We start from the raw sequence: 17,266 nt of genomic DNA, 5'->3' as shown, positions 1-17,266 counted from the left end.
CTCGTCAACACGCGTTCGAACCTGCTCGGCGCGGGCGACGTGCTGGATGCCGCGGCGCTCGACAAGTATTCGTTCGTACGTAACGCGTACCTGCAACGCCGCCAGATGCTGATCAGCAATGCGCGTGCGCGGCCGCCTCGTCGTCGCACCCGTAATGCAGCACCGCGTCGCCCGCGTCGTCGTGATATTCGCGCGCATCGGGCAGCGCGGACGCGGGCGGCTCGCGCAATCCGCCGTCGTTCAGGAACGGACAGAACACGATCGCGTATTCGAGGCCTTTCGACTTGTGCACGGTGACGATCTGCACGAGGTTGCGATCGGATTCGAGCCGCAGCTGCGCTTCCTCGCCGCCACCGTCGAGCCGTTGCGCGGCGAGCCAGCGCAGCGTCGGTGCGATGCCCGGCTGCGCGGACGCGCGTGCCTGTGTCAGTTCGGCCAGGTGGTTGATGTCGGTCACGCGACGCTCGCCGTCCGCACCGGCCATCAGCCGCTCGGCAACCCGCAGCTCGCGCGTGAACGTGCGCCACATCACCGCGAAGCCGCGTTCGCGCCACAACAGCCGGTACCGCGAGAAGCGCTCGACCCAGCTCATCGCGTCGGCGCTGTCGGCCGCTGAAGCTTCACGTTGCGCGTCGCCGTCGCCTTGCTCCATCCGCCACAGCGCGCCGGCGTCGAGGCCGAACCAGTCGGATGCGAGTGCCGCACGCAGACGCCGCAGGTCGCCCGGCGCGTCGATCGCCGCCAGCACGCGTTCGAGCTGCTCGGCGTCGCCGGTCGAGAACACCGAGGCCTGTGCCAGTTCGACGCTGCCGATACCCCACGCGGCCAGCACGCGCTTCACGAGACTGCCCTGCCGGTGCGTCTGCACGAGCACCGCGATGTCACCCGGCGACAGCGGCGTCTCGCCGAGCCGCACGCGCCCTTCGCGCGCGCCGCGCATCAGCCGCGCGATCTCGGCCGCGCAGGCCTGGGCGGCCTGCGCCTGCGCGTCGCGCTTGAGCAGCGTGCCTTCGCCGCCCGGTAACGTCCACACCCGGAAGTCGCCGGCCGGGCCCGGGTCGGTTGCGTCGACGAACGGCGCACGCACGCGCGTGCCGGCACGCACCGCGTAGTAGTCGAGCCCGTCGAGCACGAATGCGCGCGGATTCGACATGAAGAAGCGGTTGCACGCATCGACGATCGCGGGCGTCGAGCGCTGGTTGACCGCGAGCGTGTAGCACGCGCTCGCCCGTGCGCGCGCGGCAAGATAGGTATGCAGATCGGCCGCGCGAAAACTGTAGATCGCCTGCTTCGGATCGCCGACGAGAAACAGCGGGCCGCCCGGCGCGAAGATCTTGTCGAATATCGCGAACTGCAGCGGGTCGGTATCCTGGAACTCGTCGATCAGCGCGGCCGGATAGCGCGCGCGCAGCGTCTCGGCCAGCCACGGATGCGCATACAGCGCGTGGTACAGGTTCGCGAGCAGATCGTCGAACGAGACGACGCGCCGCGTGCGCTTGCGCTCGGCCAGCTCGCCCGGCGCCATGTCGAGCCATTCGGCGATCAGCGCGAGCCAGCGCGCGCGCTGCGCGGCCTCGGCCGCCGCCACGGCCGCTTCGAGCGCGTCGGCCACGTCGAAGAATGCATGTTCGGGTGTCACGCCGCCTTTTTTTGTCGCCTTCACGAGCGCGGTGCGCGTGAGCTTCAGCGCGGCCTTCGGCAGCGTGGCGGTCGCGTCGCCCTGCGCGAAATGCGCGACCCATGCAGCCAGCGCATCGGCAACCGCCTCCGGTTTGTGCGAGCGCTGGTTGAGCGCGGGCTGCGCGACGCGCAGCAACGCATCGATCGCTTCGCGCTCGGCGGCCCACGTCCGCGCGGCCTCGGCGAAGCATTCGGCCGCGGCGGCCTCGGCCGATTCGTCCGGCTCGGTCACGCCGTCCCAGCGCAGCGCGGCGAGCGGCTTCTTCAGCCGGCGCGCGAGCTGCGCATCGAGCGCGGCCGGGCCGGCGCCCGATTCGACGAGCCAGGTCGCGAAGCCCGGCCAGCGCGCGGCCGCCGGTTCGACGCGCGTGCGCCAGAAATCCGCGGCCAGTTCGAAGCGCAGCGACGCGTCGTCGGCCTCCATGTCGAACGCGAACGGCATCGCAGCCGCGAACGGCGCTTCCTGCAGCGCGCGCTGACAGAACGCGTGAATCGTATGAATCGCGGCCTGGTCGAACGCGCGCAGCGCTCGCCGGATCCGCTTCGCGGCCGTTTCCGGATCGAGCGCGCCGTCTTCGCCGAGCGTCGTTTCGAGCAGACGCTCGATGAACGGATCGCCGCCGTCGTCACCCGTGTCGAGCGCATGCGCGAGCTGCGCGAGCCGGCCGCGAATCCGCTCGTGCAGCTCGGCGGTCGCCGCTTTCGTGAAGGTCACGACGAGGATTTCGTCTGCGCCGAGATCCTTTTCGAGCAGCAGGCGCACATACAGCGCGCAGATGTTCCAGGTCTTGCCGGTGCCGGCCGACGCCTCGATCTGGTTGACGCCGTCGAGCGGACACGCGAACACGTCGAGTTCGAGCGCCTGCTTCGGCTGAGATACGGCGCTCATGCGACCTCCTTCAGATGCTCGACGAGCGGATCGAACACGAGCCGCGCGAGCGTGCCGAACGGCTCGTCGAGCGACGCATGCGCGCCGCGCCACGCGATCGCGATGGCCGGATCGTCGGCCTCGCTCACGACGCGCTCGTTGATCCACACGCTCGCGGCCTTGGCTTCGCCGTCGGACACCCTCGCCCACGCGCTGCGCGGGAAAAACCGCAGCGGCATGCGCCGCCCCGCGCGAAACAGCGCGGCAAGCGGCGCGAGCCGCTCCAGCGGCGCCGCGACGGGCGTCAGCTCGAATGCGCCGCCGCTACCGAACCACAGCGTGCGGCGCGGGCCGCCCGGCTCGATCGCGCAGTAGACGAGATGCGCGAGCCACGCGGACAGGTAGTCGCGCGCGCTCGGCCGCGCATAGCGATAGATGATCTGCCCGGCTGGCGTGAGCCGGTTCAGCGTGCCGTGCAGTTCGAGCGGCGCACTCACCGCGTCGGCCGACAACAGCGCGTCGTCGGCGCCGAACAGCGCCTGCTCCGTGTCGGGCCAGGCGGGCACCACGGTGAGCGAGAACGGCCGCCGCTCCATCCCGTCGGCCAGCGCGCGGCGCACGTTCGACGCCAGTTGCGTCATCGAGCCGAGCGCCTGGTCGCGCCACACGGCGCCCGTCGCGCCGCCCGGCAGTTCGGGGCTCGCATCCGCAATGCGCAGCGCGTGATCGTGCACGCCGCCCTCGTCCGATTCGATCAGCAGCGGCAGCACGCGCTCGGCGAGCGCATCGCTGCCGGCGAAGTCGAGCGCGAACGGCTCGGTGTCGAGCAGTTCGGCCTGCGCGTCGGCGAGCACGATGCCGAGCCGCGCGCGCAGCAGCGCACGCGCGGGATGCCGCCAGAAACGTTCGAATTCGGTGAATGCAACCGGCTCGACCGGTTCGGCCGGCAGCGGCTGCGCGAAGAACGGCAGCTCGCGCGGCCCGTCGCGCGACGCCTCGGCGGCCAGCAGCGTCGCGAGCGTCGCACGCTCGGCGTCATAGGAAACGAGTTCGCTGCCGGGCTGGAAATACGCAGCCGCGAACGGTTGCAGCGGATGCTCGACGACGAATGCGCGCCGCGCGGCCTCGACCGCGTCCGGTGCGGCGTCGGGCCCGGCCGTGACGAGCGCGAGATGGTCGAGCAGTTCGTCGACGAGTGCCGCGGGCGGCAACGGTGCGTTGTCGCGAATGCTTCGGCCCGTATAGGCAACCAGCAACCGGTCGCGCGCGGCGAGCAGCAGGTCGAGAAACAGGTTGCGCTCGTCGTCGCGGCGCTGGCGGTCGCCGAGCTTCGGCAACACGGCCATCAGGTCGAATTCGTCCGCGCGCGCGAGACTCGGCAGCACGCCATCGTCCATCCCGAGCAGGCAGACGACGCGATACGGCAAGCCGCGCAGGCTCGTCAGCGACGAGAACGTGACGCCACCCCACGGCACCCCGCCGCGCGCCGGATCGTCGAGCGCGGCGGCCAGCCCGGCCCGGACGACGGCCGCCGGCAACGCTTCGTCGGGCGCCCCCTCCGTCATCGCGGCCAGCATCGCGTCGAGCGTGCCTTCGCCGCCGTCGGCCATCGGGCAGCAGCGCACGACCGCATCGGGGCGGGCGCGGCGGATGCCGGTGGCGATCGCCTCCGCGACCTGCTCGGCGGAAAGCGAGCCTTTGAACGAATCGGGCGCGATGACGACGACAGGCGCGGACGGGTGTTGCGGCATGGTGTCTCCGGAAGGCGTGATTGGTGTGAGGAATGAATGCGGCCGCGACGGCGGCATACCTTCAATCGGAGCTTACAGGATGGCGGGCCCGTGGTGGATACGGCGTTCGGCATAGCGGCGATCCGCGCGCATTGCCGTGCAAAGGGCTGCCGATGCGGGGCAGACGCATGTGCGTCGCGCTGATCTGGCGGCGTGAGGAAAATTGTTTGCTAGAATAGTCGATTCTTCCGGCCAAAGCCGTGCTCCGAGCCGCTTGCGCTAGCCATCCGGCGCGTGCAGGGATGGCGTGGCGCTCCGGCGCGGCGAGTGGATGTGACGCACATCCCGCCGCAGGCAGGCACGGCAAGGAAAACCCGATTCGCTCGAATAATTTTAGGACGATTGAAGCCATGGCTAACGTTGTTGAGAACCTCGGCAAGCTTGAACGCCGCGTGACGATTTCCCTGCCGAAAGACACCGTGCAGAAGGAAATCGACGCCCGTATCCAGAAACTCGCGAAGACCGTGCGCATGCCGGGTTTCCGCCCGGGCAAGGTGCCGGTGAAGATGGTCGCGCAACAGTACGCGGGTCAGGTCGAAGCAGAAGTGCTGAGCGACAAGATCGGCCAGGAATTCTTCACGATCAGCCGCGCGGAAAACCTGCGCGTCGCTGGCCAGCCGAGCTTCGAGCCGAAGCAGGAGCAGGCTGAAGGTGCATACGCGTTCGACGCGACGTTCGAGGTCTACCCGGAAGTGAAGATCGGCGATCTGGCGACGGCTGAAGTCGAGCGCTCGACGACGTCGATCGGCGACGCCGAAATCGACCGCACGCTGGACATCCTGCGCAAGCAGCGCGTGCACTACCACGCACGTGGCGAAGCCGGCGAGCATGGCGACGGCGGCGCAGACACCGCAGCCAAGGACGGCGACCGCGTGACGGTCGACTTCGTCGGCAAGATCGACGACGTCGCCTTCCAGGGCGGCACGGCCGAAGATTTCCCGTTCGTGCTCGGCGAAGGCCGCATGCTGCCGGAATTCGAAAAGGCAGCGCTGGGCCTGAAGGACGGCGAATCGCGCACGTTCGACCTGGCATTCCCGGAGGATTACCACGGCAAGGACGTCGCGGGTAAGACGGCGCAATTCACGGTCACGATGAAGAAGATCGAGTGGCCGCACCTGCCGGAAATCGACGGTGAATTCGCGAAGTCGCTCGGCATCGAAGACGGCGATCTCACGAAGATGCGCGGCGAGATCAAGGAAAACCTCGAGCGTGAAGCGAAGCGCCGCACGCAGTCGATCGTCAAGAACCAGGTGATGGACGCGCTGCTGAAGATTTCCGAACTCGACGTGCCGAAGGCGCTGATCGAGCAGGACCAGCAACGCCTCGTCGAAATGGCTCGCCAGGATCTGGCGCAGCGCGGCGTGCCGAACGCGAAGGACGCACCGATCCCGGCCGAAATGTTCGCCGAGCAGGCAGAGCGCCGCGTGAAGCTGGGCCTCGTGCTGGCCGAACTCGTGAAGTCGAACAGCCTGGAAGCGAAGCCGGAGCAGATCCGCGCGGAAGTCGACGAGTTCGCGAAGAGCTACGAAGACCCGAAGGAAGTGGTCCGCTGGTATTATTCGAACCAGCAGCGCCTCGCCGAGATGGAAGCGTTCGTCGTTGAAAGCAACGTCGTCGATTTCGTGCTGGGCAAGGCGAAGGTGACGGACAAGGAAGTGAGCTTCGAAGCACTCGCGAGCGCATCGGCGCAAGCGTAAGTGTTGCTCTAGCGGCGTGCCGGCTGTCGGAGCGACGGCCCGCACGCCGTTTTTACGTCAAGCGCACGGTTGCCATTAATATGGCGATTGAGCGGGCGGCTTCCTTCCGTTCAATTTTCCATTCGAACAAGGTTCATTGAATGATCACTCGCGCTGAATTGCTGGACATGCTTGCTTCGAACGCGCCGCAGGGTTTCGAGGCGCAAGCGCTGGGGCTGGTGCCGATCGTCGTCGAAACGAGCGGCCGCGGCGAGCGTTCGTACGATATCTACTCGCGTCTCCTGAAGGAGCGCCTGGTGTTCATGGTCGGCGAAGTGAACGACCAGACCGCCAACCTCGTGGTTGCGCAGCTGCTGTTCCTCGAGAGCGAGAATCCCGACAAGGACATCAGCCTGTACATCAACAGCCCGGGCGGGTCGGTGTCGGCCGGCATGGCGATCTACGACACGATGCAGTTCATCAAGCCGGACGTGTCGACGCTGTGCATGGGCCTCGCGGCCAGCATGGGCGCGTTCCTGCTCGCGTCGGGTGCGAAGGGCAAGCGTTTCGCGCTGCCGAACTCGCGCGTGATGATTCACCAGCCGCTCGGCGGCGCACGCGGCCAGGCATCCGACATCGAGATCCAGGCACGCGAAATCCTCTACCTGAAGGAGCGGCTGAACCAGTTGCTCGCGCAGCACACGGGCCAGGACGTCGAGCGCATCGCGCGCGACACCGACCGTGATAACTTCATGTCGAGCGAGGATGCGAAGGCGTACGGGCTGATCGATCAGGTGCTGCTGAAGCGCCCGTGAGCTTAAGTGGGGTGCCGCCCCGATTCGTGCGGCGCCCCTGCGACGTCCCGAACGCCCTGAGCATCTGCGGCAAGCGCATCCAGCCGGCTCCGGTCGCGCCCTAGGCGCGGCGCTCGGAGCATTCGGCGTATCATGTCATCTACCTGTCCGGAGGCTCTACATTCATGGCGGACAAAAAAGGTTCGAACAGCGAGAAGCTGTTGTATTGCTCGTTTTGCGGAAAGAGCCAGCATGAGGTGAAAAAACTCATCGCTGGCCCGTCGGTGTTCATCTGCGATGAATGTATCGACCTTTGCAACGAGATCATTCGCGACGAGGCGGCTGCCGCCGGCGTCGAGGCTAGCCTGTCCCGGTCGGATCTGCCGAGCCCGCAGGAAATTCGCGACATCCTCGATCAGTACGTGATCGGCCAGGAGCGCGCGAAGAAGATCCTCGCGGTGGCTGTGTACAACCACTACAAGCGCCTGAAGCATCTCGACAAGAAGGACGACGTCGAGCTGTCGAAGAGCAACATCCTGCTGATCGGCCCGACGGGTTCCGGCAAGACGCTGCTCGCGCAGACGCTCGCGCGGTTGCTGAACGTGCCGTTCGTGATCGCCGATGCGACGACGCTGACCGAAGCCGGCTATGTCGGCGAGGACGTCGAGAACATCATCCAGAAGCTGTTGCAGAACTGCAACTACGAGGTCGACAAGGCTCAGCGCGGGATCGTCTACATCGACGAAATCGACAAGATCAGCCGCAAGTCGGACAACCCGTCGATCACGCGCGACGTGTCGGGCGAGGGCGTCCAGCAGGCACTGCTGAAGCTCGTCGAGGGCACGATGGCGTCGGTGCCGCCGCAGGGTGGCCGCAAGCATCCGAACCAGGATTTCATCCAGGTCGATACGACCAACATCCTGTTCATCTGCGGCGGTGCATTCGACGGTCTCGAAAAGGTGATCACCGATCGTACCGAGAAAACCGGCATCGGCTTCGGCGCGACGGTCAAGAGCAAGCAGGAACGCGACGCGGGCGAAGTGCTGCGCGAAACGGAACCGGAAGACCTGATCAAATTCGGTCTGATCCCCGAATTGATCGGCCGCCTGCCGGTGGTCGCGACGCTCGGCAAGCTCGATGAAGCTGCGCTGATGAAGATCCTGGTCGAGCCGAAGAACGCGCTCGTCAAGCAGTATCACAAGCTGTTCGCGATGGAACGCGTCGAGCTGGAGATCCGGCCGGGCGCACTGCAGGCAGTCGCCCGCAAGGCGATCCGCCGCAAGACCGGCGCGCGCGGTTTGCGTTCGATCATCGAACAAGCGTTGCTCGACGTGATGTACGAACTGCCGACGATGAAAGGGGTCAGCAAAGTCATCATCGACGAGAACGTCATCGAAGGCGACGGCAAGCCTTTGCTGATCTACGAGGACGCGCCGAAGGTGGCGGGTTCGAACTGACCGGCTTGCCGACGATGTTCTGCGAAAAAGGCCGTTCATGAGACCGTGGGCGGCTTTTTTTCGTTTATCTTGTGGGTAACTCTGACTCGACACGCGGTGGTTACTTTCTTACCGAATATTTCCCGCACTTGAAGGCTTGCAATTCGTTGTGGCGGCCTCAATTACCGAACAATTGATTCCACTCATGGGGAAATGAAATGTCAGGCACCCAACTTCTCCCGCCGGAACGCATCACGCTCCCGCTGCTGCCGCTGCGGGATGTCGTCGTTTTCCCGCACATGGTGATTCCGCTCTTCGTGGGCCGGCCGAAATCGATCAAGGCCCTCGAAGCAGCGATGGAAGGCGGCAAGCACATCATGCTCGTCGCCCAGAAAACCGCGGCCAAGGACGAACCGACCGAAAAGGACATGTACGAGGTCGGTTGTATCGCCAACATCCTGCAGATGCTGAAGCTGCCGGACGGCACCGTGAAGGTGCTCGTCGAGGGCCTGCAGCGCGCGAAGGCGTTGTCGATCGAAGAGCAGGAAACGCAATTCTCCTGCGAAGTGATGCCGCTCGAGCCCGATCATGCCGACAGCGCTGAAACGGAAGCGCTGCGCCGTGCGATCGTGTCGCAGTTCGACCAGTACGTGAAGCTGAACAAGAAGATCCCGCCGGAGATCCTCACGTCGCTGTCGGGCATCGACGAAGCAGGCCGTCTCGCCGACATGATCGCCGAGCGCCTGCCGCTGAAACTCGACCAGAAGCAGCACATCCTCGAGATGTTCCCGGTCATCGAGCGCCTCGAGCACCTGCTCGCGCAGCTCGAAGCCGAAATCGACATCCTGCAGGTCGAAAAGCGCATCCGCGGGCGCGTGAAGCGCCAGATGGAAAAGAGCCAGCGCGAGTACTACCTGAACGAACAGGTCAAGGCGATCCAGAAGGAACTGGGCGAAGGCGAAGAGGGTGCCGATCTCGAGGAACTCGAGAAGCGCATCAACGCCGCGCGCATGCCGAAGGAAGCCAAGAAGAAGGCCGACGCCGAGCTGAAGAAGCTGAAGCTGATGTCGCCGATGTCCGCGGAAGCGACCGTCGTGCGCAACTACATCGACACGCTGATCGGCCTGCCGTGGCGCAAGAAGAGCAAGGTCAACAACGACCTGTCGAACGCCGAGCAGGTGCTCGACGAGGATCACTTCGGCCTCGAGAAGGTCAAGGAACGCATCCTCGAGTATCTCGCGGTGCAACAGCGCGTCGACAAGGTCAAGGCACCGATCCTGTGCCTCGTCGGGCCCCCGGGCGTCGGCAAGACCTCGCTTGGCCAGTCGATCGCCCGTGCGACGAACCGCAAGTTCGTCCGGATGGCGCTCGGTGGCGTGCGTGACGAAGCCGAGATCCGCGGCCACCGTCGTACGTACATCGGTTCGATGCCGGGCAAGATCCTGCAGAGCCTCACGAAGGTCGGCGTGCGCAATCCGCTCTTCCTGCTCGACGAAGTCGACAAGATGGGCATGGATTTCCGCGGCGATCCGTCGTCGGCGCTGCTCGAAGTGCTCGATCCGGAACAGAACCACACGTTCGCCGACCACTACATCGAGGTCGACTTCGACCTGTCGGACGTGATGTTCGTCGCGACGTCGAACTCGCTGAACATCCCGCCGCCGCTGCTCGACCGGATGGAAGTGATCCGTCTGTCGGGTTACACGGAAGACGAGAAGGTCAGCATCGCCCAGCGTTACCTGCTGCCGAAGCAGAAGAAGAACAACGGGCTGAAGGAAGGCGAGATCGAGGTCACCGAACAGGCGATCCGCGACATCATCCGCTACTACACGCGCGAAGCCGGTGTGCGTTCGCTCGAGCGTGAAGTGTCGAAGATCTGCCGCAAGGTCGTGAAGATGCTGCTGCTGAAGAAGGCATCGGGCGCGATCAAGGTCGATGGCGAAAACCTCGATACGTTCCTCGGCGTGCGCAAGTACGACTTCGGCCTCGCGGCGAAGGAAAACCAGGTCGGTCAGGTGACGGGCCTCGCGTGGACGGAAGTCGGTGGCGATCTGCTGACGATCGAAGCCGCGGTGATGCCGGGCAAGGGCAACGTGATCCGTACCGGTTCGCTCGGCGACGTGATGAAGGAGTCGGTCGAGGCAGCACGTTCGGTCGTGCGCTCGCGTTCGCGTCGTCTCGGCATCAAGGACGAAGCATTCGAGAAGCAGGACATCCACATCCACGTGCCGGAAGGCGCGACGCCGAAGGACGGTCCGTCCGCCGGCGGTGCGATGACGACCGCGCTGGTGTCGGTGCTGACGGGTATCCCCGTGCGTGCCGATGTCGCGATGACGGGCGAAATCACGCTGCGTGGTGAAGTCCTGCCGATCGGTGGCCTGAAGGAGAAGCTGCTCGCCGCGCATCGCGGTGGCATCAAGCTCGTGCTGATCCCGGAAGAGAACGTGAAGGATCTCGCCGAGATTCCGGACAACGTGAAGAACGCGATCGAGATCGTGCCGGTCCGCTGGATCGACAAGGTACTGGAACTCGCGCTCGAGCGTTCGCCGACCCCGCTGCCGCCGGAAGAAGAGGCGAAGGCGGCGGCACCGGTCGCCGATGCGGCGAAGGATGCCGGCTCGACGGAATTCGTCAAGCACTAAGCATTGGGGCACCGTCCTTCCTGACGGTTGTTCACGAAACCCGCGGCGTGGCCGCGGGTTTTTTTATGCGTGTCGGAATCGTGTGTGTGAGCGTTTAAAAAAATTCACGTCAGGGCTTTGCAAAATGATCGGGGATGAATTAAACTTGCGGGCTCGCTGGTTGTTGATGCCGAAGCGCAGATCGCAGCCAGAACGAATCGGAAACGGGTGCTTAGCTCAGCTGGTAGAGCGGCGCCCTTACAAGGCGTAGGTCGGGGGTTCGAACCCCTCAGCACCCACCAGTTTCCTGATTCAGCCAGACCAAGGAGCGGTAGTTCAGTCGGTTAGAATACCGGCCTGTCACGCCGGGGGTCGCGGGTTCGAGTCCCGTCCGCTCCGCCAAACAAACGAAAGTGCCCGCCTTGTGCGGGCATTTTCGTTTGTGCGTTCAGTTGTTGCGCCCGTTGTCGGGCGCGTGGCTGTGGAGCGGAGGAAGCCGCCTGCGCGGCTTCCGGCGGAACTCGAAGGGCTGCGCTTGCAAGCGCAGCCGCGGCCTGCGGGATGTAGGCGAGTCCCGTCCGCTCCGCCAGAAAAATGAAGAAGCCCGCCTTGTGCGGGCTTTTTCATTTGCGTTGTCCGGTGCGCCTGTTGTCGGGCGCGTGGCTGCGGAGTGGAAGAGGTGCCCCGCAGGAGGGCGACTTCGGTCCGCTTCGCCGCTCAAGCGAAAATGCCCGCGTTACGCGGGCATTTTTGTTTTGTGCGCCTGGTTGTCGCGTCGTACTCGCCCACAGCATGTCTGCTTTTCTCCCGTCCCACCCCGTATGTTGTAATATCGGTCGTTTTGTCCAATTTTCCCGTCACGCATGCTCGATTTCTTCCGTAATCACCAGCGCCTGATGATGGCGCTCCTGCTCCTGATCGTGTTGCCGGGGCTGGGTTTCGTCGGGATCCAAGGCTTCCGCGGCTTCTTCGACGATAGCGCGAACGTCGCGGCAGTCAACGGGCACAAGATCACGCGGGTCGAATTCGACGGCGCGTTCCGCCAGCAGATCGACCAGGCGCGCCAGGCACTCGGCGGGCAGTTCGACATCAAGATGTTCGATACGCCCGAGCACCGCAAGCAGGTGCTCGACGGCCTGATCCAGCAGCGCGTGCTGGCCGACGAGACCCAACGTCTGCACCTGACCGCATCCGACAACGCCGTGCGCGAAGCGCTGATGAGCGACCCGATGATCGCGTCGCTGAAGAAGCCCGACGGTTCGATCGACGTCGAGCGCTATGCGCAACTGCTGTCGTTCCAGGGGATGACGCCCGAGCAGTATCAGGAGCGCGTGCGCTACAGCCTCTCGCTGCAGCAGATTCCGGCCAGCATCGTATCGAGCGCGTTCACGCCGAAGAGCCTCGCGCAACGCCTGTCCGAACTCGCCGCGCAGCAGCGCGAAGTGCAGCCGCTCGTGCTGAAGACGAGCGACTTCGCCGCGAAGGTCCAGCCGACCGATGCACAGCTCACCGCGTACTATGACGCGCACAAGCAGAGCTTCGCGACGCCGGAAACCGCGACGATCCAGTACCTCGTCTATTCGCCGGCCGCAGCGGCTGCGAGCGCGCAGCCGACCGACGCGGACATCAAGAAGTTCTACGACGACAACCCGACGCACTTCCGCACCGAAGCGCAGGTTCGCGTGAGCCACATCTTCATCGCCGCAGCGGGCAGCGCCAGCGCGGCCGACAAGGCGGCAGCGAAGACGAAGGCCGAGCAACTGCTGGCCGACGTGAAGGCGCATCCGGACCAGTTCGCGCAGATCGCGCAGAAGAGCTCGCAGGACGCACCGTCGGCCGCGAAGGGCGGCGACCTCGGCTTCATCACGCCCGGCTCCACGGCGGGCGGCAAGGCGTTCGACGATGCCGCGTTCGCGCTCAAGCAGGGCGACGTGAGCGGTGTCGTGCAGTCGGATCTGGGCTTCCACATCCTGAAGGCCACGGAAGTGAAGCCGGCGGCCGTCAAGCCGTTCGCGGACGTGAAGGATCAGATCGCAGCCGACCTGAAGCAGCAGTACGCATCGAAGGCGTTCACGGACAACGCGGAAGGGTTCACGTCCACCGTCTACGAAAAGGCGAAGACGCTGCAGCCGGCAGCGGACAAGTACAAGCTGACGATCCAGACGGCTACCGTCACGCCGACGCCGAATCCGCAACTGCCGCCGACGAGCCCGCTGAACAATCCGAAGTTCCTGGCCGCCGTGTTCGCCACCGACTCGGTGAAGAGCCAGAACAACACGCAGGCGATCGACGTCGGCAACAACACGCTGATCTCGGCGCGCGTGACCGACTACAAGCCGGCTGCCGTGCCCGCGCTCGACGCGATCAAGGACGTCGTGCGTCAGAAGGTCGTCGCCGAGCAGGCCGCGGAACTCGCGAAGAAGGACGGTGCGGCGAAGCTCGCCGAACTGCAGAAGTCGAAGTCGACCGACGGGTTCGCGGCCGCGCAGAAGGTGTCGCGCACGCAGTCGCAGGGCCTGACGCCGGCTGCGCTGAGCGCCGTCTACAAGGTCGACGCGAAGACGCTGCCGGCCTACGTCGGTGTCGATCTCGGCGCGGACGGCTATGCGATCTACCGCGTGAACGCGGTGATCCCGGGTTCGGCGGTCGATCCGCAGCAACTGGCGGCCGCGCAGCAGCAGATGGCGCAGGTCGACGCACAGAGCGAAGGCGAAGCGTATCTCACCGCGCTGCGCGATCGCTCGAAGGTGAAGCTGTACGGCTCGACGGCCAGCCAGTCGCAGAACGGCGACAACTGATAGTCGTTTCGCACGCAACAAAAAGCCCCGCTTCATGCGGGGCTTTTTGTTTTCCAGCGACGGCTGCTCGTCAGCCGCGCGGCTTGCCGAGCAGTGGTTTCAGCGTCGGCCACACGTTGTCGAGCAGAATGCCCTGCGCTTGCTGTGCAGGGTGCATCTGGTCGGCCTGGAACATCTCGGGCTTGTTCTCGATGCCGGCCAGCAGGAACGGCACGAGTGGCACGCCGAGATCCTTCGACAGCCGCGTATAGACGGCGTGGAACTTCTGCGTGTAGTCGGGGCCGTAGTTGGGCGGCACGTACATGCCGACCAGCACGACCTTCGCCCGCGCCTGTCGCGCGCCGGCGATGATGTCGCGCAGGTTCTGCTCGGTCGTCGCGAGCGGCACGCCGCGCAGCGCATCGTTCGAACCGAGCTCGACGACGACGATCGACGGCCTGAGTCGCTGCAGCACCGCGGGCAGGCGCGCACGGCCGCCGCTCGTGGTGTCGCCGCTGACGCTGGCGTTCGCGACGCTATAATCGATTCGCTCGGTCGTGAGCCGTTGCCGCAGCAAAGCCACCCAGCCGGTGTCGCGCGGCAGCCCGTATTCGGCCGACAGGCTGTCGCCGAGCACGACGATCACGGGCTGGCCCGATGTCACGGGCGTCGTCGCCGCGCGTGCCGGCACGGTGGCGGCGAGCAGGGTGCCCAGCAGCGCGGCGACCGCCGCGCGTCTTTTCCAGCGAAATGTCGTGTCCATGTTCAAGATTACCGATCCGATCATCGAAGTCCATGACGTGTGCAAGCGGGTTGCGGATGCAACGGGCGAGTTGACGATCCTCGACGGCATCACGCTTGCCGTGACGCCGGGCAGCAGCCTCGCGATCGTCGGCGCGTCGGGGTCGGGCAAATCGACGCTGCTCGGCCTGCTTGCGGGGTTGGACAGCGCGACGAGCGGCACGGTTCGCCTGCTCGGTCGTGCGCTCGACCAGCTCGACGAGGATGCGCGCGCCGCGCTGCGCAATGGCTCAGTCGGGTTCGTGTTCCAGTCGTTCCAGTTGATGCCGCACCTGACGGCGCTCGAGAACGTGATGCTGCCGCTCGAACTGCAGGGTGGCATCAGCGCGCGCGACGCAGCCGATCGTGCCCGGGCGCTGCTCGTGCAGGTCGGTCTCGGCGAACGCACCGCGCATTATCCGAAGCTGTTGTCCGGGGGCGAGCAGCAGCGCGTCGCGCTTGCGCGCGCATTCGTCACGCGCCCGGCGATCCTGTTCGCCGACGAGCCGACCGGCAGCCTCGATGCGGCCACCGGCCATGCGGTCATCGACCTGATGTTCGAACTCAACCGCACGCACGGTGCGACGCTCGTGCTCGTCACGCACGATGCCGAACTCGCGCGCCGCTGCGCGACGACGGTGACGCTCGACGCCGGGCGCATCGTCGCACCGCAAGCCGCGTCGCGCGGCGCCTGAATTTTTCGGCCGACCGTGCAGGCAGGGCTGCGCGGCCGGCATCGGCATGACGCCGTTGCGTCAGTGCGTCAGCGTTTCAGCGCCGCGCGGGCGCGCTCGATCAGCGCGGTGGTCGACGAGTCGTGCTTCGCCGGATCGACCGACTCGGCCGACAGGTCGGCTTCCACCACCTTGCCGAGAATCTTGCCGAGCTCGACGCCCCACTGGTCGAACGGATTGATGTCCCACACCGTTGCCTGCACGAGCACCTTGTGTTCGTACAGTGCGATCAGCGCGCCGAGCGTGCGCGGCGTCAGCGCGTCGACGAGCAGCGTCGTCGTCGGGCGGTTGCCCGGGAACGTCAGGTGCGGCGCGAGCGCTTCCTTGCCCGGCCCCGCGACCTGGCGCGCTTCGTCGAGCGTGCGGCCGAGCATCAGTGCCTCGCTCTGCGCAAAGCAGTTCGCCAGCAGCTTCGGATGATGGCTCGCGAGCGGATGCTCGGGGGTCAGCACCGCGATGAAATCGATCGGCACGATCGTCGGCCCCTGGTGCAGCATCTGGAAGAACGCATGCTGGCCGTTGGTGCCCGGCTCGCCCCACGTGACGGCCGACGTCGGGTAATCGACGAAGGTGCCGTCCAGGCGCGCGGATTTGCCGTTGCTCTCCATTTCGAGCTGCTGCAGGTACGACGGCAGGTAGTGCAGCGCTTCCGAATACGGTGCGACGAGATAGCTCTGCGACCCGAAGAAATTCCGGTACCAGATGCCGATCAGGCCGAGCAGCACGGGCAGGTTGTGTTCGAGCGGCGCTTCGCGGAAATGGCGGTCCATGTCGTTCGCGCCGGCCAGCAGTTCGTCGAACTGCTCGGGGCCGATCGCGATCATGATCGACAGGCCGACCGCCGACCACAGCGAATAGCGGCCGCCGACCCAGTCCCACATTTCGAACACGTTGTCCGCGGCGATGCCGAACTTCACGACTTCGGCCGGGTTCGCCGACACGCCGACGAAGTGCTTCGCGAGCGCGTCCTCGGGGCAGCCGCGCGCGACGAACCAGTCGCGCAGCGAGCGTGCGTTCGTCATCGTCTCGAGCGTCGTGAAGGTCTTCGACACGATGATCGCGAGCGTTTCCTCGGGGTCGACCTGTTCGAGCACGCGTGCGAGATCGGCGCCGTCGACGTTCGACACGAAATGCGTGGAGATTTCGGGCGTGGCGACGTGGTGCAGCGCATGCACGACCATCTTCGGCCCGAGATCGGAGCCGCCGATGCCGATGTTGATCACGTGGCGGATGCGCTTGCCGGTGTAGCCCGTCCACGTGCCGCTGCGCACGGCGCGCGCGAAGGTCGCCATCTTTGCGCGCTCGGCGCTGATCTGTGCATGGAACGGCGCTTGCGGATCGGTCGCGCGCAGCGCGGTGTGCAGTGCGGCACGGCCTTCGGTCGGGTTGACGATGTCGCCCGCGAACATCGCATCGCGGCGTGCTTCGACGCCCGCGTCGCGCGCGAGCTGCACGAGCAGGCGCAGCGTGTCGTCGTTGATGCGGTTCTTCGAGAAATCGGCTGCGAGGCCGCCGCCCGCGAGCGTGAAGCGTTCGGCACGGGTCGGCGTGCGATCGTTTTCCGGTGCGAACCAGTCGCGCAGCCGGGCGTGGCGGATCTGCTCGAAGTGGGATTGAAGGGCAGTCCAGGCGGGGAGCGATTTCAGCGTCATGGCGGTTCGAGTGAAGCGTGAATCGGGAGGAATGCCGCGCCGGCTCATCGTGATCGGAAGGCCGGCGGACGAGAGGGCCCGCCGTGCGGCGGGGCAGTCAGTATAGCGGCGTTATGTGTCGGCGCGCGGCGACGCATAAAAAAGGCGATTGATCAGCGTGCGCACCATCGGCGCGAGTTCGCCGGCCGTGAGTCCGGCCGGGCCCGTGCCGTTTGCGGTCAGCGTGTCGGCCGCGAGGCCGTGCAGATAGACGCCTGCGAGCGCCGCTTCGTACGGCGCGACGCGCTGCGCGAGCAACGCGCCGATCAGGCCGCCGAGCACGTCGCCGGTGCCGCCGGTGGCGAGCGCCGCGTTGCCGGTCGGATTGATCGTCACGCGGCCGTCGGGCGCCGCAATCACCGTGCCCGAGCCTTTCAGCACGACGATGGCGGCATGGCGCGCGGCGAGCGCCTGCGCGG

Annotated in this window: 10 protein-coding genes, 2 tRNA genes and 2 pseudogenes; 9 read left to right on the top strand and 5 right to left on the bottom strand. The window is 65.9% G+C overall.

Annotation, left to right across the window (positions count from 1 at the left end; all coding sequences use genetic code 11):
- A pseudogene (locus G3N61_RS33100) lies at window positions 1-126 on the top strand (MlaA family lipoprotein); the annotation flags it as partial.
- Here the strand turns inward: G3N61_RS33100 and G3N61_RS33095 are convergent.
- Window positions 122-2,569 (bottom strand): annotated as a pseudogene (locus G3N61_RS33095) (UvrD-helicase domain-containing protein); the annotation flags it as partial. The pseudogenes G3N61_RS33100 and G3N61_RS33095 sit on opposite strands and share 5 nt — an antisense overlap.
- Window positions 2,566-4,356: a glycerate kinase gene (locus G3N61_RS33090; RefSeq protein WP_277405128.1), complete on the bottom strand. Its 1,791-nt coding sequence runs from the start codon at window positions 4,354-4,356 to the stop codon at window positions 2,566-2,568. The gene G3N61_RS33090 and the pseudogene G3N61_RS33095, both read right to left, overlap by 4 nt.
- A gap of 332 nt (window positions 4,357-4,688) precedes the next feature.
- On the opposite strand from G3N61_RS33090, the gene tig reads away from it, so the two are divergent.
- The 7 genes from tig (at window position 4,689) to G3N61_RS33055 (ending at window position 13,663) form a co-directional block, all read left to right on the top strand.
- The gene (gene tig / locus G3N61_RS33085; RefSeq protein WP_043188061.1) at window positions 4,689-6,035 is read left to right on the top strand and encodes a trigger factor; all 1,347 of its coding nucleotides are present in this window, start codon (window positions 4,689-4,691) and stop codon (window positions 6,033-6,035) included.
- A gap of 140 nt (window positions 6,036-6,175) precedes the next feature.
- Window positions 6,176-6,829 (top strand): ATP-dependent Clp endopeptidase proteolytic subunit ClpP, encoded by a 654-nt coding sequence (gene clpP, locus G3N61_RS33080; protein WP_010092137.1) that lies wholly within the window; start codon window positions 6,176-6,178, stop codon window positions 6,827-6,829.
- Window positions 6,830-6,993: 164 nt separating this feature from the next.
- The gene (clpX, locus tag G3N61_RS33075) at window positions 6,994-8,265 is read left to right on the top strand and encodes an ATP-dependent Clp protease ATP-binding subunit ClpX (RefSeq protein WP_043188067.1); all 1,272 of its coding nucleotides are present in this window, start codon (window positions 6,994-6,996) and stop codon (window positions 8,263-8,265) included.
- Window positions 8,266-8,462: 197 nt separating this feature from the next.
- Window positions 8,463-10,886, top strand: coding sequence for an endopeptidase La (lon, locus tag G3N61_RS33070; protein ID WP_011352361.1), 2,424 nt, complete (start codon window positions 8,463-8,465; stop codon window positions 10,884-10,886).
- Window positions 10,887-11,091: 205 nt separating this feature from the next.
- Window positions 11,092-11,167, top strand: a tRNA-Val gene (locus G3N61_RS33065).
- 23 nt (window positions 11,168-11,190) lie between these two features.
- Window positions 11,191-11,267, top strand: a tRNA-Asp gene (locus G3N61_RS33060).
- 461 nt (window positions 11,268-11,728) lie between these two features.
- Window positions 11,729-13,663 (top strand): SurA N-terminal domain-containing protein, encoded by a 1,935-nt coding sequence (locus G3N61_RS33055; protein ID WP_043188070.1) that lies wholly within the window; start codon window positions 11,729-11,731, stop codon window positions 13,661-13,663.
- Window positions 13,664-13,733: 70 nt separating this feature from the next.
- Here the strand turns inward: G3N61_RS33055 and G3N61_RS33050 are convergent, their stop codons facing one another.
- Window positions 13,734-14,405, bottom strand: a complete 672-nt coding sequence (locus tag G3N61_RS33050; protein ID WP_205824491.1) for an arylesterase — start codon at window positions 14,403-14,405, stop codon at window positions 13,734-13,736.
- Between G3N61_RS33050 and G3N61_RS33045 the strand changes: the two genes are divergently transcribed.
- Window positions 14,404-15,117 (top strand): ABC transporter ATP-binding protein, encoded by a 714-nt coding sequence (locus G3N61_RS33045; protein ID WP_043188076.1) that lies wholly within the window; start codon window positions 14,404-14,406, stop codon window positions 15,115-15,117. The genes G3N61_RS33050 and G3N61_RS33045 overlap by 2 nt on opposite strands.
- Before the next feature lie 68 nt (window positions 15,118-15,185).
- Here the strand turns inward: G3N61_RS33045 and pgi are convergent, their stop codons facing one another.
- Together pgi and G3N61_RS33035 are read right to left on the bottom strand one after the other, a co-directional pair.
- Window positions 15,186-16,808 (bottom strand): glucose-6-phosphate isomerase, encoded by a 1,623-nt coding sequence (pgi, locus tag G3N61_RS33040; protein ID WP_089450760.1) that lies wholly within the window; start codon window positions 16,806-16,808, stop codon window positions 15,186-15,188.
- 111 nt (window positions 16,809-16,919) lie between these two features.
- Window positions 16,920-17,266: NAD(P)H-hydrate dehydratase (locus G3N61_RS33035; RefSeq protein ID WP_277405127.1), on the bottom strand; the 347-nt coding region annotated here is incomplete at its 5' end.

The organism is Burkholderia sp. Ac-20349 (assembly GCF_017104865.1).
Classification (GTDB): Bacteria; Pseudomonadota; Gammaproteobacteria; order Burkholderiales; family Burkholderiaceae; genus Burkholderia; species Burkholderia aenigmatica.
This window is presented reverse-complemented; position numbering and strand designations above follow the sequence as displayed.

Bases quoted from the DNA above. Each gene is read 5' to 3' on its own strand.
- G3N61_RS33090 (WP_277405128.1), bottom strand. From the start codon at position 4,356: ATGCCGCCGTCGCGGCCGCATTCATTCCTCACACCAATCACGCCTTCC.
- tig (WP_043188061.1), top strand. From the start codon at position 4,689: ATGGCTAACGTTGTTGAGAACCTCGGCAAGCTTGAACGCCGCGTGACG.
- clpP (WP_010092137.1), top strand. From the start codon at position 6,176: ATGATCACTCGCGCTGAATTGCTGGACATGCTTGCTTCGAACGCGCCG.
- clpX (WP_043188067.1), top strand. From the start codon at position 6,994: ATGGCGGACAAAAAAGGTTCGAACAGCGAGAAGCTGTTGTATTGCTCG.
- lon (WP_011352361.1), top strand. From the start codon at position 8,463: ATGTCAGGCACCCAACTTCTCCCGCCGGAACGCATCACGCTCCCGCTG.
- G3N61_RS33055 (WP_043188070.1), top strand. From the start codon at position 11,729: ATGCTCGATTTCTTCCGTAATCACCAGCGCCTGATGATGGCGCTCCTG.
- G3N61_RS33045 (WP_043188076.1), top strand. From the start codon at position 14,404: ATGTTCAAGATTACCGATCCGATCATCGAAGTCCATGACGTGTGCAAG.
- G3N61_RS33050 (WP_205824491.1), bottom strand. From the start codon at position 14,405: ATGGACACGACATTTCGCTGGAAAAGACGCGCGGCGGTCGCCGCGCTG.
- pgi (WP_089450760.1), bottom strand. From the start codon at position 16,808: ATGACGCTGAAATCGCTCCCCGCCTGGACTGCCCTTCAATCCCACTTC.